The organism is Mycolicibacterium helvum (assembly GCF_010731895.1).
Lineage (GTDB): Bacteria > Actinomycetota > Actinomycetes > Mycobacteriales > Mycobacteriaceae > Mycobacterium > Mycobacterium helvum.
In genome coordinates this window covers 4,028,866-4,052,661 of the sequence record NZ_AP022596.1, presented here as the reverse complement: position 1 = coordinate 4,052,661, position 23,796 = coordinate 4,028,866, and the positions used below count along the sequence as shown (strand labels likewise).

The 23,796-nt window shown below is 64.4% G+C and carries 21 protein-coding genes and 1 riboswitch; of the genes, 7 read left to right on the top strand and 14 right to left on the bottom strand.

Going from position 1 to position 23,796, the window contains the following annotated elements; translation table 11 throughout:
• Positions 1–120: 120 nt before the first annotated feature.
• Positions 121–1,197 (top strand): phosphotransferase, encoded by a 1,077-nt coding sequence (locus G6N38_RS19040; protein WP_163749628.1) that lies wholly within the window; start codon positions 121–123, stop codon positions 1,195–1,197.
• Here the strand turns inward: G6N38_RS19040 and G6N38_RS19035 are convergent.
• Genes G6N38_RS19035 through G6N38_RS19025 form a run of 3 tightly spaced genes read right to left on the bottom strand, consistent with a single transcriptional unit; the run spans position 1,187 to position 3,840 of the window.
• Positions 1,187–1,810 carry a hypothetical protein gene (locus tag G6N38_RS19035; RefSeq protein ID WP_246227304.1) on the bottom strand — a complete coding sequence of 208 codons (624 nt, stop codon included), beginning with the start codon at positions 1,808–1,810 and terminating at the stop codon, positions 1,187–1,189. The genes G6N38_RS19040 and G6N38_RS19035 overlap by 11 nt on opposite strands.
• Before the next feature lie 5 nt (positions 1,811–1,815).
• The gene (locus tag G6N38_RS19030; protein WP_163749627.1) at positions 1,816–3,504 is read right to left on the bottom strand and encodes an alpha/beta hydrolase; all 1,689 of its coding nucleotides are present in this window, start codon (positions 3,502–3,504) and stop codon (positions 1,816–1,818) included.
• Positions 3,505–3,510: 6 nt separating this feature from the next.
• On the bottom strand, positions 3,511–3,840 hold the full coding sequence (locus G6N38_RS19025) for a WXG100 family type VII secretion target (RefSeq protein ID WP_163749626.1): 330 nt from the start codon (positions 3,838–3,840) through the stop codon (positions 3,511–3,513).
• Positions 3,841–4,034: 194 nt separating this feature from the next.
• On the opposite strand from G6N38_RS19025, the gene G6N38_RS19020 reads away from it, so the two are divergent.
• Together G6N38_RS19020 and htpG are read left to right on the top strand one after the other, a co-directional pair.
• Positions 4,035–5,402 (top strand): TIGR00366 family protein, encoded by a 1,368-nt coding sequence (locus tag G6N38_RS19020; protein ID WP_179968579.1) that lies wholly within the window; start codon positions 4,035–4,037, stop codon positions 5,400–5,402.
• Between the two features lie 87 nt (positions 5,403–5,489).
• Positions 5,490–7,430, top strand: a complete 1,941-nt coding sequence (gene htpG / locus G6N38_RS19015) for a molecular chaperone HtpG (protein WP_163749624.1) — start codon at positions 5,490–5,492, stop codon at positions 7,428–7,430.
• Between the two features lie 20 nt (positions 7,431–7,450).
• On the opposite strand, the gene G6N38_RS19010 is transcribed toward htpG, so the two are convergent.
• Entirely contained in the window at positions 7,451–7,744 is a 294-nt protein-coding gene (locus G6N38_RS19010; RefSeq protein WP_163749623.1) for a DUF4873 domain-containing protein, read from the bottom strand.
• A complete protein-coding gene (locus G6N38_RS19005; RefSeq protein WP_163749622.1) occupies positions 7,741–8,664 on the bottom strand; it encodes an AurF N-oxygenase family protein in 924 nt (307 codons plus the stop codon). Before G6N38_RS19005 ends, G6N38_RS19010 begins: the two co-directional genes overlap by 4 nt.
• Before the next feature lie 101 nt (positions 8,665–8,765).
• Here G6N38_RS19005 and G6N38_RS19000 point away from each other — a divergent pair, with 101 nt between their 5' ends.
• Entirely contained in the window at positions 8,766–9,398 is a 633-nt protein-coding gene (locus G6N38_RS19000; protein ID WP_163749621.1) for a TetR/AcrR family transcriptional regulator, read from the top strand.
• Positions 9,399–9,426: 28 nt separating this feature from the next.
• On the opposite strand, the gene G6N38_RS18995 is transcribed toward G6N38_RS19000, so the two are convergent.
• From G6N38_RS18995 to G6N38_RS18985, 3 genes are all read right to left on the bottom strand, one after another.
• Positions 9,427–10,173, bottom strand: coding sequence for a SigB/SigF/SigG family RNA polymerase sigma factor (locus G6N38_RS18995; protein ID WP_163752111.1), 747 nt, complete (start codon positions 10,171–10,173; stop codon positions 9,427–9,429).
• Positions 10,174–10,334: 161 nt separating this feature from the next.
• Positions 10,335–11,351 (bottom strand): aldo/keto reductase, encoded by a 1,017-nt coding sequence (locus G6N38_RS18990; protein ID WP_163749620.1) that lies wholly within the window; start codon positions 11,349–11,351, stop codon positions 10,335–10,337.
• Between the two features lie 29 nt (positions 11,352–11,380).
• Positions 11,381–12,301 carry an LLM class flavin-dependent oxidoreductase gene (locus G6N38_RS18985; RefSeq protein ID WP_163749619.1) on the bottom strand — a complete coding sequence of 307 codons (921 nt, stop codon included), beginning with the start codon at positions 12,299–12,301 and terminating at the stop codon, positions 11,381–11,383.
• A gap of 369 nt (positions 12,302–12,670) precedes the next feature.
• Here G6N38_RS18985 and G6N38_RS18980 point away from each other — a divergent pair, with 369 nt between their 5' ends.
• Positions 12,671–13,048 (top strand): DUF3263 domain-containing protein, encoded by a 378-nt coding sequence (locus G6N38_RS18980; protein ID WP_163749618.1) that lies wholly within the window; start codon positions 12,671–12,673, stop codon positions 13,046–13,048.
• On the opposite strand, the gene rarD is transcribed toward G6N38_RS18980, so the two are convergent.
• The 6 genes from rarD to gcvP are packed head-to-tail and all read right to left on the bottom strand — an operon-like array spanning position 13,039 to position 21,014.
• Positions 13,039–13,944, bottom strand: coding sequence for an EamA family transporter RarD (rarD, locus tag G6N38_RS18975; protein ID WP_163749617.1), 906 nt, complete (start codon positions 13,942–13,944; stop codon positions 13,039–13,041). The genes G6N38_RS18980 and rarD overlap by 10 nt on opposite strands.
• Complete coding sequence (locus G6N38_RS18970) at positions 13,938–15,323, bottom strand: L-serine ammonia-lyase (RefSeq protein ID WP_163749616.1); 1,386 nt, start codon at positions 15,321–15,323, stop codon at positions 13,938–13,940. The genes rarD and G6N38_RS18970 overlap by 7 nt, the downstream gene beginning before the upstream one ends.
• A 6-nt stretch (positions 15,324–15,329) precedes the next feature.
• Complete coding sequence (gene glyA / locus G6N38_RS18965) at positions 15,330–16,598, bottom strand: serine hydroxymethyltransferase (protein WP_163749615.1); 1,269 nt, start codon at positions 16,596–16,598, stop codon at positions 15,330–15,332.
• A complete protein-coding gene (gene gcvH, locus G6N38_RS18960; RefSeq protein ID WP_163749614.1) occupies positions 16,595–16,999 on the bottom strand; it encodes a glycine cleavage system protein GcvH in 405 nt (134 codons plus the stop codon). The genes glyA and gcvH overlap by 4 nt, the downstream gene beginning before the upstream one ends.
• A 29-nt stretch (positions 17,000–17,028) precedes the next feature.
• Entirely contained in the window at positions 17,029–18,126 is a 1,098-nt protein-coding gene (gene gcvT / locus G6N38_RS18955; protein WP_163749613.1) for a glycine cleavage system aminomethyltransferase GcvT, read from the bottom strand.
• Positions 18,123–21,014, bottom strand: a complete 2,892-nt coding sequence (gene gcvP / locus G6N38_RS18950; protein WP_163749612.1) for an aminomethyl-transferring glycine dehydrogenase — start codon at positions 21,012–21,014, stop codon at positions 18,123–18,125. Before gcvP ends, gcvT begins: the two co-directional genes overlap by 4 nt.
• Before the next feature lie 124 nt (positions 21,015–21,138).
• Positions 21,139–21,229, bottom strand: a riboswitch (glycine riboswitch).
• 328 nt (positions 21,230–21,557) lie between these two features.
• Here gcvP and G6N38_RS18945 point away from each other — a divergent pair.
• Both G6N38_RS18945 and G6N38_RS18940 read left to right on the top strand, forming a co-directional pair.
• Positions 21,558–22,877 (top strand): Tm-1-like ATP-binding domain-containing protein, encoded by a 1,320-nt coding sequence (locus G6N38_RS18945; protein ID WP_163749611.1) that lies wholly within the window; start codon positions 21,558–21,560, stop codon positions 22,875–22,877.
• 34 nt (positions 22,878–22,911) lie between these two features.
• Positions 22,912–23,769, top strand: a complete 858-nt coding sequence (locus G6N38_RS18940; protein WP_163749610.1) for a class I fructose-bisphosphate aldolase — start codon at positions 22,912–22,914, stop codon at positions 23,767–23,769.
• Positions 23,770–23,796 lie beyond the last annotated feature (27 nt).

Genomic DNA, 23,796 nt, shown 5'->3' with positions numbered 1-23,796 from the left:
TCGCGAGCCTAACTTCGCCGATTCACTATCGGTCTGGGATCGGGTGCGGTAGGTTCCCGCTATTACGACACATTTCGTGTCGTAATAGTAGACGAGCTTGACACCAGGAGCGCGCCCGAGATGAGCACACCTGACCTGCCGGTGCCCACGGACTTTGCCGAGGTTTCACCCGGCTGGATGACGGCCGCCCTGGCTGCCCACCACCCCGGCGCAACCGTCAGTGACGTCGCCATCGATCTGCGCGACGACGGCACCAATCGTCGTGCGCGCCTTCGCCTGTCCTACTCCGCCGGCGACGGCCCGGCGACGGTGTTCGTCAAAGCCGCCGACCCGGACCACAAGGAACTCATCCGGATGACCAGCGGCATGTTCCACGAACCACGCCTCTTCAGCTCGGGTGTGGACCTCCCGCTGGAGCATCCCGTCGTATACGCCGCGCTCATCGACGAAGACGCGTACGACTTCTGCCTGGTGATGGAGGACCTCACCGCGCGTGGGGCCGACCCGCGGGACTCGTTGCGGCCCCTGACAATCGACGAGGCACGTTCCGGGGTGCGCGGGCTGGGGCGCATGCACGGTCGGTTTTGGGGTTCGCGCGTGATCCAGGAACCGGCCCTGAGCTGGCTGGAACCCTTCGAGCCCTTTGACGGGCTCCAGTACGCGCCGCTGCCGAGCGCGCTCGAACAGCTCGACGAGACCACCCCGCCGGAGGTGTTGTCGATGTCGATCGAGCAGTTGGTCGAAGAGGCGTGGAAGCCGTACATCAGAACGTTGACCACCTCGCCGCAGACGCTGCTGCACGGCGACGCACACATCGGCAATACCTACGTGACCCCGGACGGCGAGGTCGGCTTCCTGGACTGGCAGGTCGCCCGCCGCGGCAACTGGTCACTGGACGTCGGGTATTTCCTGCAGGGCGCTCTGACCGTCGAGGACCGGCGTCAGCACGAGTCAGCGCTGTTGGAGGAGTACCGCGGCGCACTCGGCCTGCCTGCCGACGAGCTGCCCACCATGGACGAGATCTGGCTGCGGTATCGCGCATCGGTCGCGCACGGGCTCGCGCTATGGCTGGCCACCGCCAGCAGCGGCGGCGGGCTGTGGCAGCGTCCTGAGGTGGCCGTCGCGCTGGCGCAACGCTATGCCAACGCCTACGGCGATCTGGACACCGCGGCGGCGATCAACGCGATTACGGTGTGATGACCGTCGGGAACGCAATGTCGTTGCGCGCCAGGTTGACCGGGAAGCACGGTGTTGACCCCTCGAGTCCCGGCGGGAACCCGTCGCGGGCCGCGGTGACAATCCGCAGGACGTAGCCGTCCGGGCTGAACCCGAACAGGTTCGGCTTACGAAACCCGTCACGTTCGTAGACGTACCAACCCCAACTGCGCCATACGTCACCCACGGCCTGGAAGAGGGTCGCATTATCGGTGCCCGGCGGGACCTTGATATCAAAGGCGACATTGAAACGGGTTGACGCGTCAGCAGTGGTGGCGTCGTCGTCACAGCCTACGTTGCCGCTGCCGACACCGCCGAACCTGTTGGCGTCGAACGTGATTCCCGGTGGCAAGCCGCTGACTGTCCGCTGCAGATAGCCCAGCAGCGTGTCCTGGGCCTGTTGTTGACTCTGCGGTACAACATCTTTGGGATTCCAACCTGGCGGTGTCGGGGCTGAAGACGTCATCGTTGGTCCTCCAATGTCGGTCGCGCCAGACGGGTTGGGCAGCTCGAGCTTGCCGCCGCAGCCGAAAAGCGTGACGCTCAGGGCCAGTGCGCCGAGTAGCGCTCTGGCTCGACGAGTGCTGGTGCTCACGTACTTCACGATCCCGGCACCACCCCGTCGGGTGTGACGATCTGGACCGGCGACAGACCAGCGATGATGGCGCCCATGTTCTGGAGCGCGGGATTGGTGGGGCTGTCCCAATAGGCGCTGTGCGCGGCGACGTCGCCGATGATGCCCGTCGGATCCCAGCTCGGCCCAGGGTTGGCGAACAAGCGGGTGGCACCGAAGTCCCGTCCGAAGGGATCGGGACCCAGGGTCATATCGGTCGCAAGGCTGATGATGTCGTTGCTGGCCGTCATCGAATACACGTGGGCCCCTGCGTCGAGATTGAGGTCGCCCGCGTGCTTTACCAGCATGCCAGGACTACCGACGCCGATGACGTTGTCGGCGGCAAGGTGATTGCCGCCGCTGGCCGCGCCACCCACCAGTGTCGAGCCGTAGCTGTGCCCGATCACCGTGTCGATCGCCGCCGGTCCGTTGTGCGAAGCGTGCATGCCGTTGAGGTAGGAGTCGAGGGCGGCGCCACCGTTGACCGCTCGGTCCTGAAACGCAGCTTCGGCGAGGTTCATCGGCCGGTCGTAACCCATCCACGTCGTGATGGAGACGTCGTTGGCAGACAGGCTCGGATCGGCCAACAGGGTGGAGCGGAACATCGCCTCGGACTTGCCGTTGCTGCCCTGGAACGCGGCCATGTCCTGACCGGTGCCGGGAACCAGGATGGCGTTGCGGCTGGCCGTATCTGGGTTGCCGACCGATACCGCCGCGTGTCCCTGGTCGTCGATGAAGCCAAGCATCCGCGGGACCTTGGCGAGTGGATCTGTGTTGTTCGGATCACTCGACGGATGCAGTGAATTCTGCACAGCCTTATAGCCGTCCATACTGTGCCGTGCCGCCAGCAGCTGCGACCCCAGCCTGTTGAGTTCGTTGCCGGTCTCGTTGGTCTTGTCCCCCATGTACACCTGGCGGGCAAGCTCGTCGTAGCGGCGTTGCATTTGGTCGATGTTGTTCTGGGTGGTGTGGACCAGCTCACCGAGGTGCTGCTGGTTGTACTTGTCCCTGTCGACGAACGGCATGCCCGGGTGGTTGCCGATGCTGTGATCGCGGCCGTAAAGGAAGTCCTTGTCCTCCTGGGATAGCTTGTCCCACAGGTCGCGAAACTGCTTGGGGTCCTCGGGCAGCGGCTGACTCAGCGCCTGTTGCAATTCGGGATCGTTGGCGTGCAGCGAGGGCGGGATGGGGGTCTTGCCGCCGGCCATGTTGATGGCGTTGGCCAGCGCCATGTCAACCAGATTGGCTTCGGCCACAATCGTATCCAGCCGCGGTTGCAGCTGAGCCTGTTTGAGTTCGGCTTCCATCGGGTTACGGACCTTCGGGCCGGGCACCACCACGCCGGCCACCGGGTCAATGTCCATCCCCAAGGACTCGGCGTCCGCCTTCAGCGTCGCCAGCTCCGACTTGATCTTCTCGATGTTGTCCGCCGCACTACGGGCCGCATTGGCCACCGCCAACGCTTCGTTGCCGTGCGAGTCCAGATCCTTGCGGGTCTGCCCGATCGCCTCTTTGGCTGCCTCGGCAGACTCCCCACCCCAACTGGTGAACGCCGGCAGCGTGGCCAGACCGTCGGCGGCATCGAACGCCGCCTGGGCGCGACTGGTGGCGGCATGAAAGACCTCGCGCACATCGCCGGCATTCCAGCGCTCAATGTCAGCAACAGTCAGGGCCACGACGGCTCAGAGATCGGTCTGGCCGGCGATCGCGTTCGCCGCCTGAGCAGGCTGTTGCAACGCCTGGCTGTTGCGCTGTTCCATCTCAGCGAATCCCTGGGCACTGGTGTGCAGTCCCTGGGCGTGATCACTCAACCGGGTCAGCAACGCGGTGGTGGTGGCCACCCACTGCTCAGCCAACGCTGTCATGGCCAGCGCCGACGCCCCCTGCCACCCGACCTGGGCCGCATCGATGCGGCTCGCCGCCGCCGCATGTTTGACGGCCACGTCCTCACCGTGACCGGTGACCGCAACCCCCGATGCGGCCAGATCCTCGATATTGACCCGAAGCGACATTCCATCCCCCTCAGACCTGCTGACTCATGGATACCAGCAAAGGCGAGTAGCACGCCAGTCGCCATCGGTCGTTTCACCCTCGGATCTGCGGATTCAGGCGCTAGAGTCCGTGCCGAACCCGCCCGAGTGGCGGTTGACGGGGAGGGCAGATCGTGACCACGAGCGAAGAACCCAGAACCAAGCGCCGCGGCGTCATGCAAGCCCTGACCGACGTGTCGGTCCGCTACGTCGAACGCCTGATGCCCGATCCGTACCTGTTCGCGGTCGTCCTCACCGTCATCGTCGCCGCGTTGGTGGCGTTCCTGGTGAAGGGTGCCACGCCCAGCGGCATGCTCAAGGCGTGGTACGGCGGCGTGTGGGGATCGCAGAACATCTTCACATTCGCCTTACAGATGGTGCTGATCCTCGTGACGGGCTACACGCTCGCCGAAGCACCGGTTCTCAAGCGCGCCATCGTCTACATCGCCGGCAAGCCAAACAATCAGGTTCAGGCAGCCCTGCTCTGTTTCGGCGTCAGCGCTGCCCTGCATCTGCTGAACTGGGGACTCGGACTGGTCGCCGGCGCATTGATCGCCCGGCAGATCGCCAAGCGCCTGACCGACGTGCATTTCGGCTACCTCATCGCGGCGTCGTTCATGGGCTTCCTCATCTGGACGCAGGGACTCTCCTCGTCGATCGCGCTGGCGAACACCGACGGCAGCAGCCCAATCAACGTGATCCACAAGATGACTGGCATGACTGTGCCCCTGTCGGAGACGATCTTTGCGCCGTACAGCTGGCTGTCGGTGATCGTCGTGGTCGCGGTACTCGCGCTGGCGATCTGGCGCATGGCGCCAACACAGAGCCTCGCGCCCGATCCCGCGATCTTCGAGGACGCGGACCAACCACCCGCTGACCCCAAGGGCAAGAAGTCGTTCGCCGAATGGCTGGAAAACCTCTGGATCCTCAACGTTCTCATGTTCGCAGCAGGCATTGCCTACTTCTGGATCAGCGACTTCGCGCTGAACATCTCCTCGATGATCATGTTGTTGACGATCACCAGTGCACTCCTGCACCGCACCCCGATCCGGTTCATTCGGGCGTTCACCGGAGCGGCGAAGGTGTCGGGTCCGCTGCTGCTGCAGTATCCGTTGTACGGCGGTCTGATCGGCTTGCTGGGTTACCACGCCACCAAGGACACCAAGCCACTGCAGACGCTGCTGGCCGAGGCGCTGGTGCACGGCGCGTCGGAGTACACGCTGCCGTTCTTCACCTTCGTCGGCTCGCTGATCATCAGTCTGTTCGTGCCCTCCGGCGGCGGGCACTGGGCCGTGCAAGGACCGATCGCGGTCGACTCGGCGCTGGCGCTCGGTCAGCACTCGCCGGGCTATCTCGGGTTGATGTCCATGGCCGTCGCGGTCGGCGAGGGCGTCGCGAACATGATCCAGCCGTTCTGGCTGCTCCCCCTATTGGCGATCGCGAAGCTCAATGTGCGTCAGGTGATGGGCTTTACGATCGTCGCGTTTCTGATCGGGTTCGTGGTGCTCGGGTCGACCATGCTGATCGCACCGCACGTGATCTGAGGACCGCGGACAGGTGTGTCGGAGCCCTGCGGAAGCTCGCTATTATCCTGCCGGCACCCATCGTCGTCCATCTCGATCGGATTTACCATGACTGAACACGTAGAACAGCTGGAGTTCCAGGCCGAGGCCCGCCAGCTGCTTGATCTGATGGTCCACTCCGTGTACTCCAACAAGGACTCATTCCTGCGGGAGTTGATCTCGAACGCCTCCGATGCGCTGGACAAGTTGCGACTCGAAGCGTTCCGGAACAAAGACATCGATGTCGACACCTCCGATCTACACATCGAGATCGACATCGACAAGGACGCCCGCACGCTCACGATCCGCGACAACGGGATCGGGATGAGCCGGGACGAGGTGGTCGGCCTGATCGGCACGCTGGCCAAGTCCGGTACCGCCGAACTTCGCCAGCAGCTGCGGGAGGCTCAAGACCGCAAGAACACCGCCGCCTCCGAGGAACTGATCGGCCAGTTCGGGATCGGCTTCTACTCGTCGTTCATGGTCGCCGACAAAGTCACCCTGCTCACCCGAAAAGCGGGCGAGACTTCAGCAACCCGCTGGGAGTCCAGCGGTGACGGCACCTACACCGTGGCCGCCGTCGACGACGCCCCGCAGGGCACGTCGGTGACCTTGCACCTCAAGCCCGAGGACTCCGAGGACGAGCTGCACGACTACGCCGCGGACTGGAAGATCCGGGCGCTGGTCAAGCAGTACTCGGACTTCATCGCCTGGCCCATTCGGATGCAAGTCGAGCGACGCAGCCCGGCAACCGAGGACGGTGGCGACGAGGTGGTCACCGTCGAGACCGAGACCGTCAACTCGATGAAGGCGTTGTGGGCCAGACCCCGAGACGACGTCTCCGACGAGGAGTACGCGGAGTTCTACAAGCACATCGCGCACGCCTGGGACGACCCGCTGGAGGTCATCCCGATGAAGGCCGAGGGCACGTTCGAGTACCAGGCGCTGTTGTTCATCCCGTCGCACGCCCCGTTCGACCTGTTCAACTCCGATGCCCGAGTGGGTGTGCAGCTGTACGTCCGGCGGGTGTTCATCATGGCCGACTGTGATGAGCTGCTGCCGCCGTACCTGCGTTTCGTCAAGGGCGTCGTCGACGCGGCAGACATGTCGCTCAACGTTTCTCGCGAGATTCTGCAGCAAGACCGTCAGATCAAGGCGATCCGCCGCAGGCTCACCAAGAGGGTGCTCTCGACGATCAAGGAGATGCAGTCCGAGCGGCCTGCCGACTACCGCACGTTCTGGGCGCAATTCGGCCGGGTCCTCAAGGAGGGTCTGCTGTCCGACGCCGACAACAAGGACACGCTGCTGGCCGTGTCGTCGTTCGCCTCGACAAACAGCGACGAGGAGCCCACGACGCTGGCCGAATACGTTGGACGCATGAAAGACGGTCAGGAGCAGATTTTCTACGCCGTTGGTGAATCACGTCAGCAGCTGCTGAGCTCACCGCACCTAGAAGCGTTCAAGGCCAAGGGCTATGAGGTTCTGCTGCTCACCGACCCGGTCGACGAGGTCTGGGTGGATATGGTGCCCGAGTTCGACGGTAAGCGGCTGCAGTCTGTCGCCAAGGGTGAGGTGGACCTCGACTCCGAGGAGGACAAGAGCGCGCACGAGGCCGAACGCTCGCAGTTGGAGCAGGAGTACACCGATCTGCTCGGGTGGCTGGCCGATACCCTGGCCGATCACGTCAAGGAGGTGCGCTTGTCCACCCGGCTGACCGCGTCGCCGGCCTGCCTGATCACCGACGGTTTCGGCATCACGCCCGCGCTCGCGCGCATGTTGCAGGCATCCGGGCAGACGGTGCCGGTGGAGAAGCGCATCCTCGAACTCAACCCCGGCCATCCGTTGATCGCCGGGTTGCGAGAAGGGTTTTCGAGCCGCGGCGGTGATGCCGCGCTCGCCGAGACAGCCGAATTGCTCTACGGCACAGCACTTCTAGCCGAGGGTGGCACGCTGGAAGATCCGGCAAAGTTCGCGGGGCTGCTGGCGGAGCGGTTGGCACAGACCGTCTAAGGGGTCGGGGCGAGGGAACGTCAGGCCGGCAGCAGGTCGTACGGCGGTGCTCCGACACCGCTGATCATCAGCTGGCCGGATGGGATCTTCTCGACGAGTCGCACTGCGGCGCTGCGGCTTCCGATCAGCAGCTGAGCCGACGTGCCCGCCGCCAGCTCGTCGGGGGCTCCGTAGGCGAGTCCCTGCCAGTGGTATCGCCCGTCGATCGGGCTGAGGTGACCGGCGAGGCGGACCCGGACTGAGCAGCGCACGCCCGACACCTCCAGTTCGGCGTCGCCGTCGAAGACGCCGCTCTCGTCCACCGTGGTGGTCACAGGAAGTTGCTCCGCTTCCACATGCGCCGGCTGATGCGGTTCATCAGCCCGATCTCCTCTAGGAACGCCGCCAGCGGGGCGAATCCAGCTCGCGTCGTCTCGTGAAAATAGGGATTGCTGCGAGCCTGCCGGCGAGCTTCCCGGCCGTCGAGCCCGGCCCGGCGGTACACCGCGCGGTTGGTGAACAGGTAGCGGTAGAACGGCCCGCCGGCACCGTGAATGGTGGCGAGCAGGAACCGATTACGCCGACGCATCATCGGGACGTCCCGGCGCGCGCCGTCGCGAGCGAACTGGATGTGCCGCGCCTCCTCGGTGACGTGTATCCGCATGATGCGGCGCACAATCGGCTGCAGTTCCGGATCATCGAGAATCCGGCGCTGTAGCGCGTCAAAGATCTCCTCCCCAACCAGCGCGGCAATCCACAGCACGGACTTCTGGAACATCAGCGGCAGCGCATTGATGATCATTCGTTGGATGCGTTTGGGCTGGAATGGTTTTCCGTCGACGGCCTTGATGGTGCGGCCGAACATGACCATGTGGCGGGTCTCGTCACCGAGTTCGGTGAGCGAGTAGTGGGTCGAGGCCGAGGTGACGTCGGCGTGCATCAGACCGCGCAGCAGCGCTTGGTTCAGGATGTTCTCGAACCACACGCCGGCCGACAGCAGGTTGATGAATTCCTGACGCGACAGCTCGATCTGCTGTTCGCGGGTCATGTCCGCCCACATCGGGGTGCCGTAGAGCGACACCACCCGCGGCGGCAGGAAGAACTTGTCTGGTTCAACCGGCGATTCCCAGTCAACGTCGACGACGGGCGCGTAGGACTTTTTAGCCGACCCGCGCAGCAGCCGGTCGGAGAACTCCTCCCTGGTGGGTGGCGTCGTCGTCTTGGTCGAAGGAGCCTTCGAAACCACTGCAGCCATGGGGAGCCTCCTGCTAGTCGGGTGTCCTGAGCGCCGTGAACTGAAGATACATTCGTCGTCTGTTTGTATCAATAGCTCATCGCAGGCTTTACACTGCACCGATGAAGCACAGCGGCCTGCTCGCCAAGGCGGTGCAGCGTTTCGGGTCGCCAACGGCGGAGGGCAACCCCCAGCGGATCCTCGACGCGGCGTTGAAGCAGTTCGAATTGTTCGGGATCCGCCGGTCCACCGTGGAGGACATCACCCGGCGATCCGGACTGGCCCGGGTCACGCTGTACCGCAACTTCGCTAACAAAGACGCCATCGTCGAGGCCGTGCTGGTGCGGGAACTCGAGCGGTTCCTCTCCGAGCTCGCCGCGGAGGCCGGCGGCTACGCCGAAGCGGAGGACAAGCTGGTCGAAGGGTTTGTGTTCACGCTGACCACGATGCGGGAGCACGCCCTTCTGCAGCGGTTGCTCGCCACCGAGCCCGAGACCGTGCTGCCGTTCCTGACGGTCGAGGGCGACAGCGTTATCCAGACGGCGTCGTCGTTCCTCGCCCATCAACTGGCCGTGGCCCTGCCCAACGACAGCCGCACCCAGATCGAACTACTCGAGGTCGCTGAGGTCACCGTCCGGGTCATCGTGTCGTTCGTGCTGACCCCGTCGCAGAATGTCGCGCTCGGCGACGACGATGCCGCCCGATCGTTCGCTCGGCGATATCTCGTTCCCCCACTGCTGGGGTTGACGGGTTAGCCGCCCGCGTTGCCCCTACCGGCCACACTCATGCGGTCGCCGCGAGTTCGGAACCCCTGGCATGGGTGCGTAGGGTGTCGAGCGCCTTGGCAAGCAAGCGGGAGACGTGCATTTGCGAGCAGCCGACGCGCTCCGCGATCTGAGTCTGGGTGAGATTGTCGAAAAAGCGGAGGGTCAACACGATTCGCTGGCGCTCGGGCAGCGCGGCAATCAAGGGCCGGATCGTTTCGACGTCGAGCACCTTTTCCAGATTCGGGTCGACCTCGCCAAAGGTATCGCTCAAGACCCTGGGACCGTCACCAGCTCCCACAGGTGCATCGGTAGATACGGTGGCGTAGTTGCCACCACCGATCGTCGCTTGGATGATCAGCTCCCGGTCGACACCAAGATGAGCTGCGAGTTCGGTGGCAGTCGGCGCTCGGTTCAGCCGCTGCGACAGGTCGGCACGACCCCTAATCATATGCGGCTGAAGCTCTTTGATACCGCGGGGCACTTTGACCGCCCACCCGTAGTCGCGGAAGTGGCGCCGGACCTCGCCCATCATCGTCGGAACGGCGAAGGACAGAAACGCCGCACCGGTGTCGACGTCGAAGCGGTTCACGGAGTTGACCAACCCGACTCGTGCGGCCTGCACAAGATCATCGAATGGTTCACCCCGGCCGCTGTACCGCCGCGCGATGTGATCGGCCAGCGGCAGACTGCGCTCGATGATGGCTGCTCGCAAACGGCAGAATGCCGGCGAACCCTCATCAAGTTCCCTGAGGCGTCGGAACATGTCTGTCACTTCTGAATAGTCTGAATTGGCCGCACTGAACGCAGGCATCAACAAGCTCCCTTAGATTCGCCGCAATTGCTCACCGGCTCGAATCTGAACCTGCCGTCCCCGAGTACCCCGCGGGTCGCCAGGCTAAACGCCCGGACGCCTATTGACGAACGTCAGTCCTGGCGCGCGGGCAGCGGTGCGTCAGCACGTATCAAACCTGCCGTCAACAAGTCGTCCCAAACACCATCGGGCAAACCACGATTCGCAAGCTCGCAATTGCGGGCTTGCTGCTCGACGGTTGACGCACCGAGCAACACGCTGGCTACGGCGGGGTGTGCCAATACGAACTGCACGGCTACGGCGGCGATCGGCACATCATGCGCGGCACAGATCTTCTCGATCTCGCTCACCCGAGACATGACTGCGGGGGTAGCCGGTGCGTAGTTGTAATGAGCGCCGGGGACGGCGCCGGTGGCGAGGATTCCGCTGTTGTAGATGCCCCCCAAGAACAATGAGATCCCTTGCTCCACGCACAGCGGCATCAGCTCATCGAGGGATTCCTGCTCGAGCAAGCTGTAGCGTCCGGCAAGGAGGAACAGGTCGAAGCCACCACGCTGTGCTGCCGCGACACAGACATCGGCTTCGTTCACGCCGACGCCGACAGCTCCGATGACACCCTGCTCACGCAGATCCATCAAGGCGGTCGCGGCCCCCGTCATCGCCTCACGGAAGACTGCGGGCTGCTCGTCGCCATGGCCGTACCGATCGCAGTCGTGGATGAAGACGATGTCGATGCGGTCAGTGAGCATGCGCTGGAGGCTGTCTTCGATCGAGCGCATCGTTGCGGAGTAGGTGTAGTCGTACTGGACACGCATCGGCGGAACGCCGGTCCACATATCGTCGTCGGCTGACGAACACGGCGCCGGCCGCAGCAGCCGCCCCACCTTGGTGGACAACAGATAGTCCGCGCGTGGACGCCCGCGCAGAGCGGTGCCCAGCCTGTTTTCCGCCAGCCCGTATCCGTACATCGGAGCCGTGTCGAAAAGTCTCATCCCACGGTCCCAGGCATCGTCGACGAGTTCGCTACACGCGCTCTCAGTGAGAGCGCGGAACCGATTTCCCAGGGGCGCTGAACCGAAACCCAGTGCAGTCGAGCATAATTCGGTTGACCCAATACGCCGAGTATCCATGTCAGGACCCGACGAGCAGGCTGGTGTACTCATCGTGCGAGGAGTGGCTGAACGTCCGAGCCGACGAACGTGGCGAACGCCTCGATGTCGGCGCCGGCCGTGGGTTGCAGCACAATGGTATCGGCGCCGGCGTCGACCCAGCGGCGAGCAGCGTGAGCGATCTCCGCGGCAGTGCCGTGCGCAGTGATGTCAAGGGTCGGGTCGAATTCCCAATGCTTGACTTCGGCGAGAGCATCGGCCTTGGCGTCGGGTCCGGTGGTGCACACGATATAGACGACCACCGAATGCGGTTCGCGGACCGGACGCAACTGCCGTCCGGCCTCGACGTGGCGCAGCGATTGGCGCAACGCGTCGGGACTGGTGCCGCTGCTGATGACGGTCCCCGAGGCCAACTCCCCGCTCAACTGCAGGGTCTTGGCACCCGTGGCGCCGACGAGGACCTCGATGTCGGGGCTCGGCGGCCATTCGAGGCACACGTTGGACAATGAGACGTATCTGCCGGTGTAGTTGACCGTTTCACCGCGCAGCAGTGCGGTCAGGCAGCCGAAGTACTCGCGTAGGTAAGTCATGGGCGAGGCGACTTTCGCGCCGATCTGAGTCATCCAGTCCTGCACACCGTGGCCGAGCCCGATGCGCACGCGGCCGGGGTAGGTGCGCTCCAGGGTGGCGATCTCCATCGCGGTGAGCGCAACGTTGCGCATCGGCGCGGGCAATACTCCGACGCCGACGGAGAGCCGGCTGCTGTTGGCGAGCGCGATCGCGGCAGCCGAGATGCCTCCTGACGCGAAACAGTCCTCCCAGAGCCATATCTCATCGAGTCCGGCGGCATCGGCTGCCCGCGCCGCGGCCACTAGATCTTCCGGCGGGTACTGGGGCCGGAATACGCAGCCGACACGCGGCGACGCGATGGCGAGACCTGCTGGGTCTACCTGCGCTTCGGGTGCAGTCATCTGGCTTCCTTTCAAGTCCCCCCAGGCAGCGACGGAGAACAGTCGGCCTTCGGATTCGCAGGCCATTATGGCAGAAATTTTCACCAAATGCTCGCCCTGCCGAACGACAGTGTTTTATCGTAACGCTAGCAACCAGCCCCCACGCCTTCATGTCGGCAAACCGCCTCGAAAGACGAATGCAGGCTCCAAAAAGTGCCGAATTATCTCCTAGCACTGTGTAGCAATGCTTTCAGGCACTCGGTGCCGGCTCGGCAAGGTGGCGCGCCCGTCGCACCGAGTGCACGTTCGTCCTATGCCACTCGATCGAATGACTAAACGCGCGCCTCCACAGCGCTCGGTACTCCGAACAAAATCGACGGGAGTAACTACATGACCATCCGCGCACACGCTCCCGCGGCGGAGGCAACCGTTGCCTATGTCAAGGTCGTTGGGCCCACGCCCCGAATCATTCCCGTCGAGCATGAATTGCTGGCTTTCGCCGTGAGTTGGTTGCCCTACGGCGGCGGCCCGGTTGACGAGATCTGGATCAATTTCGGGATGACGCCTGACCGGTACAGACAACGGTTGCGTGAGTTGATCGAGAAGCACCTTGAGCATATCCATCCGACGACCGCTGAGCGACTGCTGCGCACTGAATGCGGGCTTTCCCACCTTTCAGCCAGTGAGGTGCTGGCACAGCGCGCGAACCCTCTAGTCGTGCTTGCCGCGTCGACTCCAGCGGACGATCCACGCCGGATTCATCCCTGAGATTGAGGATGATCGCGCGGCCGGCGGCCGAACTGTCGTAGTGAATGCAGCGCGAAGACGAACAGCGCACACCAGATCAACGCGAAGCCGGCCCACGTTGTCGCAGTGAGACGTTCGTGGCCGACAATCACCGCCCATGCCATTTGCAGAATGGGGGTCAGGTATTGCAGGAGCCCCACCGTGACCATCGGGAGCTGGTGAGCAGCAGCACCGAACAGCAGAAGCGGCAGCGCGGTCATCGGACCGCACGCGGCCAACAACAGGAAGTGGGTGGTACTGCCGGCCAGCTGTCCATGCCCGTTGATACCGAGGAGCGTCAGGTAGGCCACGGCGGGTGGCGCCAACACAATCGCCTCAGCAGTCAGGCTGGTGCGTGGCGGCAAGGGGACGATCTTCTTCACGACACCGTATAGCGCGAAGGATCCCGCCAGGCCCAGGGCGATCAGCGGCAGCCGTCCGTAGGCCACCGTCACGACGGCGACGGCGCCCACTGCGACAACGATGGCCGCAACTTGAGCGAAAGCAAGTCGCTCGCCGAAGGCGATCACGCCGATTGCGACACTTACCAGGGGGTTGATGAAGTAGCCGAGCGCCGCCTCGGTGACGTGTCCGGATAGCACGGCATAGATGTAGATGCCCCAGTTCGTGGAGATCAACGCCGCGGCGGCGGCGACCAATAGCCAAGTCCGAAAAGATGATCCGCGAAGCGATCCGAGTTGACGTCCCAACGCCAGCACCGCCACCATCAACAGCAACGTCCAGATCGCCCGGTGAGCCAGGATCTCCACGGGGGCCGCGAAGCCGAGCAGCCCAAAGAATGCCGGGAACAGGCCCCAGATCGTGTAGGCACCCAGACCATAGGCGAACCCCCGCGGCGTCCCAGCCGCCGCTAACACTCGACGAGGTTGACGCCGACGTTCGCGGCCAGTCCGCCGAGCGCTGTCTCCTTGTACTTGGAGCTCATGTCCCGGCCGGTGGAGCGCATGGTCGCAATCACCTGGTCCAGGCTCACCCGATGAGTGCCGTCACCGCGCAACGCCATCTTGGCGGCGGTTATCGCCTTGTTCGCCGAGATCGCGTTGCGCTCGATGCACGGAATCTGCACCAGTCCGCCGATCGGATCGCAGGTCAGGCCGAGGCAGTGCTCCATCGCGATCTCCGCGGCATTCTCGACCTGTGCCGTGGTGCCGCCGAGGATTTCGGCGAGCGCACCGGCAGCCATCGAGGCCGCCGAGCCGACCTCGCCCTGGCACCCGACTTCGGCCCCCGAGATCGAGGCCTGTTGTTTGTACAGCGAACCGATCGCGCCGGCCGCCAGCAGGAAGCGCACCGCCACGTCGTCGGGATCGATTCTGCCTGCCTTCGTGTAGTGCTCTGCGTAGTGCAAGACAGCGGGGATGATGCCGGCGGCACCGTTGGTGGGCGCGGTCACCACGCGGCCGCCCGAGGCGTTCTCCTCGTTGACGGCCAGCGCGACGAGATTGACCCAGTCCTCCGCGAATTCCGGTGATCTGCAGGGGTCTTCGCGAGCGAGTCGGTCATGCCAATGGTGGGCGCGGCGGCGAACCTGCAGACCGCCTGGCAAGGTGCCCGTGCGGACCATTCCGTGCGCCGCGCATTCGCGCATCGCGTCGCGAATGCGCAGCAGTTCCTTGGCGACATCCACCTCAGGCGCCAGCTCCCGCTCGTGGGCCCCCTGCACTTCACTGATCGATATGCCATGTGCAGCTGTGAGGGCTAGAAGTTCCTCGGCAGTTGAGAACGCGTACGGCGAGGTACGTTCGGTGTCACCGCAACTCGGCGTCTTTTCATCGTCGTCGACGATGAAGCCGCCGCCAACCGAATAGTAGGTGCGGCGCAACAGTTCGGCTTTCTCGGCGAGCGCCACGAAGGTCATCCCGTTGGGATGAAAGTCGAGGGTTTGCGCGGGACGACGAATAAGATCGTCGACACCAAGATTGACGGACAGCTGTCCCGCCACCCGCACCCGACCCGTCCGCCGTTGACGCGCCAATACCGCCGCCATGTCGTCGATGTCGATCGTCTCGGGATCCAGCCCCTCCAGTCCGAGCAAGATCGCGGGGAAAGTGCCGTGCCCGTCGCCGGTGGCCGCCAAGGATCCGTAGATGGTGATCGCGAACTCATCGACGTAGGGCACGAGCCGTGCGCTGCGGAGATTGGCCGCGAATCTCGAAGCAGCGCGCATCGGGCCCACAGTGTGTGAGCTCGATGGCCCGATTCCGATGGAGAACAGATCAAAGACGCTGATAGTCACGACTTCTCACAGTCCGGGGTAGAGCGGATAACGATTTGCCAGAGCTTGCACCTGCATCCGGATCGATTCCAGGTCGTCACCAACGCGCGAGATCAGCGCTTGGGCGATGAGGTCGGCCACGTACGCGAAGTCGGGCAGCGTGAAACCCCGCGCGGCCAGCGCGGCGGTGCCGATTCGCAGCCCGGAGGTCACCATCGGCGGTCGTGGGTCGAACGGGACGGCATTGCGGTTGACCGTGATATCGACCGCGGCCAGCCGATCCTCGCCCTGTTGGCCGTCGATCTCGGCATTTCGCAGGTCAACGAGGGCCAAGTGGACGTCGGTGCCTCCGGTGAGCACGGTGATGCCGTGACCGGTGACATCAGAGCTCCCCAGCCGCTCGGCGAGCAGACGGGCGCCGTCGAGGCAGCGTTGTTGACGTTGGACGAATTCGGGTTGGGCGGCCATTTTGAACGCCGTCGCCTTGGCCGCGATGACGTGCTCCAGCGGCCCGCCCTGTTGGCCGGGGAACACCGCCGAGTTGATCTTCTTGGCGATCGCGCCGTCGTTGGTCAGGATGATTCCGCCGCGAGGTCCACCGAGCGTCTTGTGTGTGGTGGAAGTGACGACGTGGGCATGCGGAATCGGAGAGGGGTGCAGTCCCGCGGCAACGAGTCCCGCGAAGTGGGCCATGTCGACCATCAGCAGCGCCCCGACTTCGTCGGCTATCTGCCGGAACCGGGCGAAGTCGAGATGGCGCGGATAAGCAGACCAGCCGGCGATGATCAGCTTGGGCCGGTGCTCGCGGGCGGCGGAGGCGACAGCATCCATGTCGATGAGGTAGTCCTCCTCGGACACCTCGTAGGTTGCGACGTTGTACAGCTTGCCGGAAAAGTTGATGCGCATGCCGTGGGTCAGGTGGCCGCCGTGTGCCAGCAGTAGACCCAGGATGGTGTCGCCGGGGTTCAGCAACGCATGCATCACCGCGGCATTGGCGGTGGCACCCGAATGCGGTTGGACATTGGCGAATTCGGCGCCGAAGAGGCCCTTAACCCGGTCGATGGCGATTTGCTCCACACCATCGATGTATTGGCAGCCACCATAGTAGCGCCGGCCCGGGTAACCCTCAGCGTACTTGTTCGTCAGCACCGATCCCTGGGCCTGCATGACCGACACCGGCGCATAATTCTCCGAGGCGATCATTTCCAATCCAGTTTGCTGCCTTGTCAGTTCGCGCCCGATGAGGTAGGCGATGTCGGGATCGAAGACATCGAGTGGTTCATTCAGGACACTCACGAGGTGGCTCCGTTCTTCTCGGCGTACTCCGCGGCGCTCAATAGTTCACCGGCGGACGTGGCGAGCACGGCGAATAACCAGCCCTCGCCGTAGGGATCGGTCGACACCAGCTCCGGATTCTCGACGGCGGATTGATTGACGGCGACGACCCTTCCGTTCACCGGTGAGAAAAGTTCGGAGACGGTCTTGGTGGATTCGACCTCACCGCAGGGCTCGCTGACGCTCACCTCGGTGTCGATCTCGGGCAGTTCGAGGAAGACCAGATCGCCAAGGTTGTCGACGGCCAGCTGGGTGATCCCGATGCGCAACGGCTCGGCAGAGGGCAGGGCGGCGACTGAGTCGAGGAGGACCCATTCGTGGTCGTCGGTGTAGTACCGATCGGTGGGCAAGTTGTCGGTCATCGTGAGTGATCCTTTCGGGTGGTCCAGGCCTACGGGCGCTTGTAGAACGGCGGAGCAGTGACGGTGAATTCGTTGGCCGTGCCGCGTATCCCGACTTGCAGAACGGTCCCGGGTTCGGAGTACGCGGCGTCGACATATCCGAGGGCAATCGGGTGGCCAAGGGTGGGTGACAATGCGCCAGAGGTGATGGCTCCGACCTCGGCGCCGTCGCGCTCGACGGTGTATCCGGCACGCGCGGCACGCCGCCCAGTGCCGGTCAACCCGACCAGGCAGCGTGCCAGCGGCGCCTTCGAGAGCCGTTGAAGCGCTTCCGAGCCGACGAAATTCTTGCCGAGTCTCAGCATTCGGCCCAGGCCTGCCTCGTAGGGGTTGGTGGCCTCGGTGAGTTCGTGTCCGTAGAGCGCCATGCCCGCTTCTAGCCGCAGGGTGTCGCGTGATGCGAGTCCGGCAGGGATGCCACCGTGTGCCGCCGTGACGTCGACGAGCGCATGCCACAGTCCGACCGCTCGCGCGTTGGCGACGTACAGTTCGAACCCGTCCTCACCGGTGTATCCGGTACGGGCCAGCAGGACATCGATGCCCGCGACGACGGCGGGCGTGCTCGCGTAGTACTTCAAGGCGGACAACATGCCGGGGGCGTCCCCGTCCATCATGGCGGTCAGGATGGCCACTGATTCGGGCCCCTGGACAGCGATCAATGCCGTATCACCGGATTCGTCGAATACATCGGCATCGAACGCGGCTGCACGCGAGCTCAATTCGGCGTAGACAGTCGCCGCATTCGATGCGTTGGCGACGACCAGGAAATCGTTGTCGGCGAGCCGGTAGACGACCAGGTCGTCAACCACGCCGCCGTTCTCGTTGCACAGCAGCGAGTACTTGGCACGTCCCACCGGGACCGCAGACAGTTCACCTACCAAGGCGTAGTCCAGCGCGGCCGCCGCGCCGGGTCCGACCACGTGGATCTCTCCCATGTGGGAGAGGTCGAACACACCGGCCGCGGTGCGCACGGCGTGGTGCTCCTTGAGGTCGCTGCCGTACTTCAGCGGCATCTGCCAGCCGGCGAAGTCGGTGAAGGTGGCTCCCAAGGACCGGTGTTCGGCCAGGAGAGGCGTTTCGTGGGTCATACGAGTACTCCGTCTTCGATGGGCGTGGTGCTGACGAACGCCTCCGGCGGTGGGCAGGAGCACGCCAGATTGCGGTCGCCGTAGGCACCGTCGATGCGCCGTACGGGTGGCCAGTACTTGACACCGCCCGGTGGCGGCACCGGGTAGGCGGCTCTGCGTCTGCTGTAGGGCAAGTCCCAGTCATCGGCACAGATCTGCTCACTGGTGTGTGGCGCCTGACGCAACGGGCTGCGCTCCAATTCCCAACGGCCGGTGGCCACCTCGGCGATCTCGGCGCTGATCGCGATCATCGCGTCGATGAAGCGGTCCAGCTCGCCGAGGCCCTCCGACTCGGTGGGCTCGACCATCAGGGTGCCGTTGACCGGAAACGACAGCGTCGGGGCGTGGAAGCCGTAGTCGATGAGCCTCTTCGCGACATCCTCAGCGGTGACGCCGGTGGCTTTGGTGAGGGCACGAAGGTCCAGGATGCATTCGTGGGCTACGAATCCGCCCGGTCCGGTATAGAGCACCGGAAAGTACGGGTCGAGTCGTCGTGCCAGGTAATTGGCCGAGAGCACCGCGGTCTCGGTGGCAGCTCGCAGCCCGTCTGGACCCATCAAGGCCAGATAGGCCCAGGTGATCGGGAGGATTCCGGCCGATCCGTAATTGGCCGCCGACACCGGGCCCACGGGACCGTCTCCGGCCAGTGGATCCGAGGGCAGGAACGGTGCAAGGTGCGCGCGCGCCGCGACCGGTCCGACGCCGGGGCCTCCTCCCCCGTGCGGGATGCAGAAAGTCTTGTGCAGGTTCAGATGTGAGACATCACCACCGAAGTCACCCGGACGGGCCAGGCCGACAAGGGCGTTGAGGTTGGCGCCATCGATGTAGACCTGGCCGCCCGCCTCGTGGACCAGGTCGCAGACCTGGCGAACGTCGGGTTCGTAGACACCGTGCGTGGATGGGTAGGTGATCATGATCGCCGCGATACGTTCGTCGTGGATCGCGAGTTTGTCGGCTAGATCGGTCAGGTCGATGTTGCCCGTCTGCGCGGTCGCCACGACGACGACCTGCATTCCCGCCAAAACTGCCGACGCGGCGTTCGTACCGTGCGCGGACTGCGGGATCAGACAGATGGTGCGGTCCACATCCCCGCGAGACTGGTGATATCCGCGGATGGCGAGCAGACCTGCCAGCTCGCCCTGGGAGCCGGCGTTGGGCTGCAGTGACACTCGGTCGTAACCAGTGATCTCGGCGAGCCAGTGCTGTAGTTCCTCGACGAGCCGGCGGTAGCCGCGGGTCTGCTCCGACGGCGCGAACGGGTGGATGCCCGCGAAACCGGGCCAACTGATCGGTTCCATCTCCACCGCAGCGTTGAGCTTCATCGTGCACGATCCCAACGGAATCATCGTGCGATCCAGGGCGAGATCCTTATCCGACAGCGTCCGCAGGAAGCGCATCATCGCTGTCTCTGAACGGTAGAGGTGGAAGACCTCGTGCTGCAGGTACGGTGACGTCCGCGCGAGATGCGCGGGTAGGTCGGCAGGCGAGCTCGGTACCGGTCGAGCACCGAAGGCGGCAAGCACCCGGGATACGACGTCCTCGGTCGTCCTCTCGTCACACGAGATGCCAACGTGGGCAGCGTCGATGCGACGCAGGTTGATGCCGTCGGCGGCGGCGCGAGCCACGATCTTCTTGGCGCCGTGGCCGACGCGGACGGTCAGCGTGTCGAAGTAGTCGGCGTTCGTGACGGCGAGACCCAACGTGGCCAGCCCGGTGGCGATCGCCGCGGCGTGGCCGTGCACGCGGCGCGCAATCGACGCGAGACCGTCAGGCCCGTGGTAGGCGGCATACATGCCGGCCACGTTGGCGAGCAACGCCTGAGCCGTACAGATATTGCTGGTCGCCTTGTCACGGCGGATGTGTTGCTCACGAGTCTGCAGTGCCAGACGGTAGGCCGGCGTACCGTCGCGGTCGCGGGACACTCCGACGAGCCGGCCGGGCAGCATCCGTTCCAGTCCGTGGCGTACGGACATGAAGCCAGCGTGGGGTCCACCGTAAAACAGTGGCACGCCGAAGCGTTGGGCCGATCCCACCGCAATGTCAGCGCCTTGGTCTCCAGGGGGCGCGAACAGCGTCGAGGCCAACAGGTCGGTGGCCACCGCGACCAAGGCACCCCGTTCCTGCGCATCGGCGACGACGGCAGTCAAGTCCCGGACTACTCCGCTGGCACCCGGGTTCTGCATCACGACACCGAAGAAATCGCCATCCGGTAAGCCGACACCCACGTCGGCCCGGATCACCTCGATGCCGAGTGCGGCGGCGCGTCCGGCCACGACGGCCGCCGTCTGCGGGAAGCACTCGGTGTCCAGCACCACGGCTGCCGAACCCGAATCCTTGCTCGCGCGGCGCATCAAGAGGATGGCCTCCACGACCGCGGTCGCCTCGTCGAGCAGGGACGCTCCCGCGACGGGCAGACCGGTGAGGTCAGCGACCATGGTCTGGAAAGTCAGCAGTGCTTCCAGCCGCCCCTGAGAGATCTCGGGCTGATACGGGGTGTAGGAGGTGTACCAGGCCGGAGACTCGAGCATGTTGCGACGCAGCACCGGCGGGGTGATCGTGTCGTAGTAGCCCAAGCCGATCATCTGAACGCACGTCCGGTTCGTGGCAGCGATGTGTGCCAGCTCGGCGAGCACCCCTTCTTCGGATCGCGCCGCGGGCAATGTGAGTGCAGCCGCCGTGCGGATCGACGAGGGCACCGCAGCCTCGATCAACTCGTCCAGAGTGCCGAGACCGATTGCGTGCAGCATCCGGTGCTGTTCAGCCGGGGTGGGTCCGATATGACGGTCAGCAAAAATCAGTTGCGTTGAAGTGTTGAGCGACAAGGGATCTCTCCAAGTTCGTGCTCGCATCAGCGAGCTGTCCTTGATGGACCCTCCCCGCTCTGTCCTTGGACCTGAGAGATTTGCAGCGCCGTTCGGGCGCGCTCTTCACCTTCGGTAAACGCCCCGCTGGGGGCGCTTTCTCCAGAGTTGCCTCGTCGCAGCGGTACTGGGGCCTGAGAGATTCCCGGGGAGGACTTGCTCCTACGGCGCCTCCGATTCGGAGGTTCTCCCGCTGTGAGTCGATAGCGTCTTCAATTGTGGTGGAACCTATGAAACCACACCGTTCGGAAAACCGAGCGAAATCTTGCTAATTCACACGCACCGCTAGCCGCACCATGCGCCAAGACGGTACATTCGGCCCATACGATCGCCGGAGCAGTCATTAGCCCACTTCCGATGTGGGGTCGCCGCATGCCGGACCCAGCGCACCGCGAGCCATCTGACCCCGTTCGTCATTCCGATCGGCGATCACTCTGATCCCGTAAAAACTTCGCCTTCCGTTCGGCCTACCGAACAAAAGATGCGATTTCGGCTTGATTTGTTCGGCAGCCACGTCTACTGTCATCGGACATGAGCTCCGTCACACGCGCTGGAAGCGCACGGCTCCCCCGGCCGAATGTGCTGGTTATCGGCACCTTCGACACGAAGGCCGACGAATTATGTGCGGTGGCGGACCTCATCGAGGAGTTTGACGCCACCCCCCTGTTGCTCGACACCTCCGCTCGGCACGCCGAACACCCGTCGACCGCCGCACTCAAGGGCCGACGTTTCATCGACCAGGACACTGTCGCCCTGGCCGCCGGAAGCAGCATCGACGAGATCAGCGCCCTGCCCCGTGGCGCGGCCGTCTCCGCACTGCGGGCGGGCGTCGGCGCCCTGCTCTCCCATCTGCATGCCGACGGTGAGATCGACGCTGCGATCTGCATGGGCGGCGCCGGGATTCATATCGCAGGACCGGCCCTGCAGGAACTGCCGGTGGGCTTTCCCAAACTGATCGTGTCTCCGTTGGCCTCCGGAAGCCGCACGTTCGAGCCCTACGTCGGGATCCGTGATGTCGCGGTGATGCACTCGGTCGTCGACATCATCGGCGTCAACACCATCACCTCCCGGATCTACCGGACTGCGGCCGGTTACATCGTCGGGGCCGCCAAGGCCGCCATGGGCGTGAGCACTTCCGCCGCCGCCGACAACGGCAATTCCCGGCCGCTAACCGTCGCGGTGTCGATGAATGGCAACACCACCGGACCGCTGATGCGTGCTCGGGCGTACCTCGAAGAGCGCGGCATCTCCTTCATCGCATTTCACGCCAACGGGACCGGTGGACGCGCACTGGAAGACGCCGTCCGGACCGGACAGGTCGACGCCGTCCTGGACTACACCACCACCGAACTCGGCGCCAGCCTCGTCGGCGGCTTGATGGACCCCGGGCCCGATCGCATGGAGGCCGCAGGTCTGGCCGGGCTGCCCCAGATCCTGGTCCCCGGCTGCACCGACTTCATCACGTGCGGTCCGATGAGCGCGGCGACTGCCGAATTTCCCGACCGCACGTACTTCGGGCATAACCCCGAACTGACTCTGGTGAGACTCACCGCCGACGAAATGACCGCGCTAGCCAAAACATTCGCTTACAAGGCGAACAAGGCTACCGGTCCGACACACGTATTCATCCCCACTGGCGGCTTCTCAGTTCCCGACGCCCCGGGTAAAGCGTTCTGGAATCCGGAAGCGGACGGCGCCTTCATCAACACACTGCGCGCGAACCTCGCCGACCACGTCGCGCTGACCGAACTCGACCTGCATATCAACGACGATGCGTTCATCGATCAGGTACTGGCGGTCTTCACTTCGATGCTGCGCGCGCAGCACACACACCCACCCGCGTTTGCCTGAGGCTTCCGCAATAAACACCCAATGAGAGGTAGCAATGTCCATCGGTAAAGATCTCCGCCTGCGTCGCATCATCGACCCCGCCACCAATTCCTCGGTGATGTTCGCCTTCTCCCATGGCACGAGCGTGCCCGAAGTCATGTCTGGGATCGAGGATCCCGCCACGAGCTTCCGAAAGGTCCGCAACGGCGGCGCCAACTGTGCATTCCTCACCCCGGGCCTGCTTCAGTCCCTCTCCCCCGTCATTGCCGAATCCCCCGAGGTCGCCATCGTCGCAAAGATCACCGCGACCGCGACCCGCGGCGAGAAGTCCCACCAGGAACGGCTCATCGCCTCGGTCGAGCACTGCGCCACCCTCGGCGTCGACGGTGTCGTCGCGCTGCTCCCGTTCGCCCCGGAGAACGAGGCCGACGTGATCTCGCTGACCGGTTCCATCGGCGAGAAGTGCCGCGAGTACGGACTGCCGTTCATCGCCGAGGCCGAGTTCCCGAACGCCTACTTCGGCGACGGCAAGGACTACCAAAGCACGTGGGGATTGTCCTACCTCAAGCGCAGTGCACGCCTGTGCGTCGAACTGGGCGCCGACATCGTGAAGACCAACTGGCTGGGTAGCCCTGAGGAGTTCTCGCCGATCGTCGACTGCGTCTCGGGGACCCCGGTCATCGTCGCCGGCGGCTCCCGCGAGTCCGATCTCGCGCTCCTGCGCAAGGTCAAGGCCGCCCGTGACGTCGGTGCCGTCGGAACCTCAGTGGGCCGCAACATCTTCCAGCACGCCAACCCCACCGCGATCACCGCCGCCCTGGTGGCCGTCCTGACCGGGGCGAGCAGCCCCGAGGAAGCCGTCGAGTCCAATCCCGAACTCAGCGCCGACCAGGTGCTAACCGCCGCACACTGACCTGACCCCCTGCTCATACGGAACTAG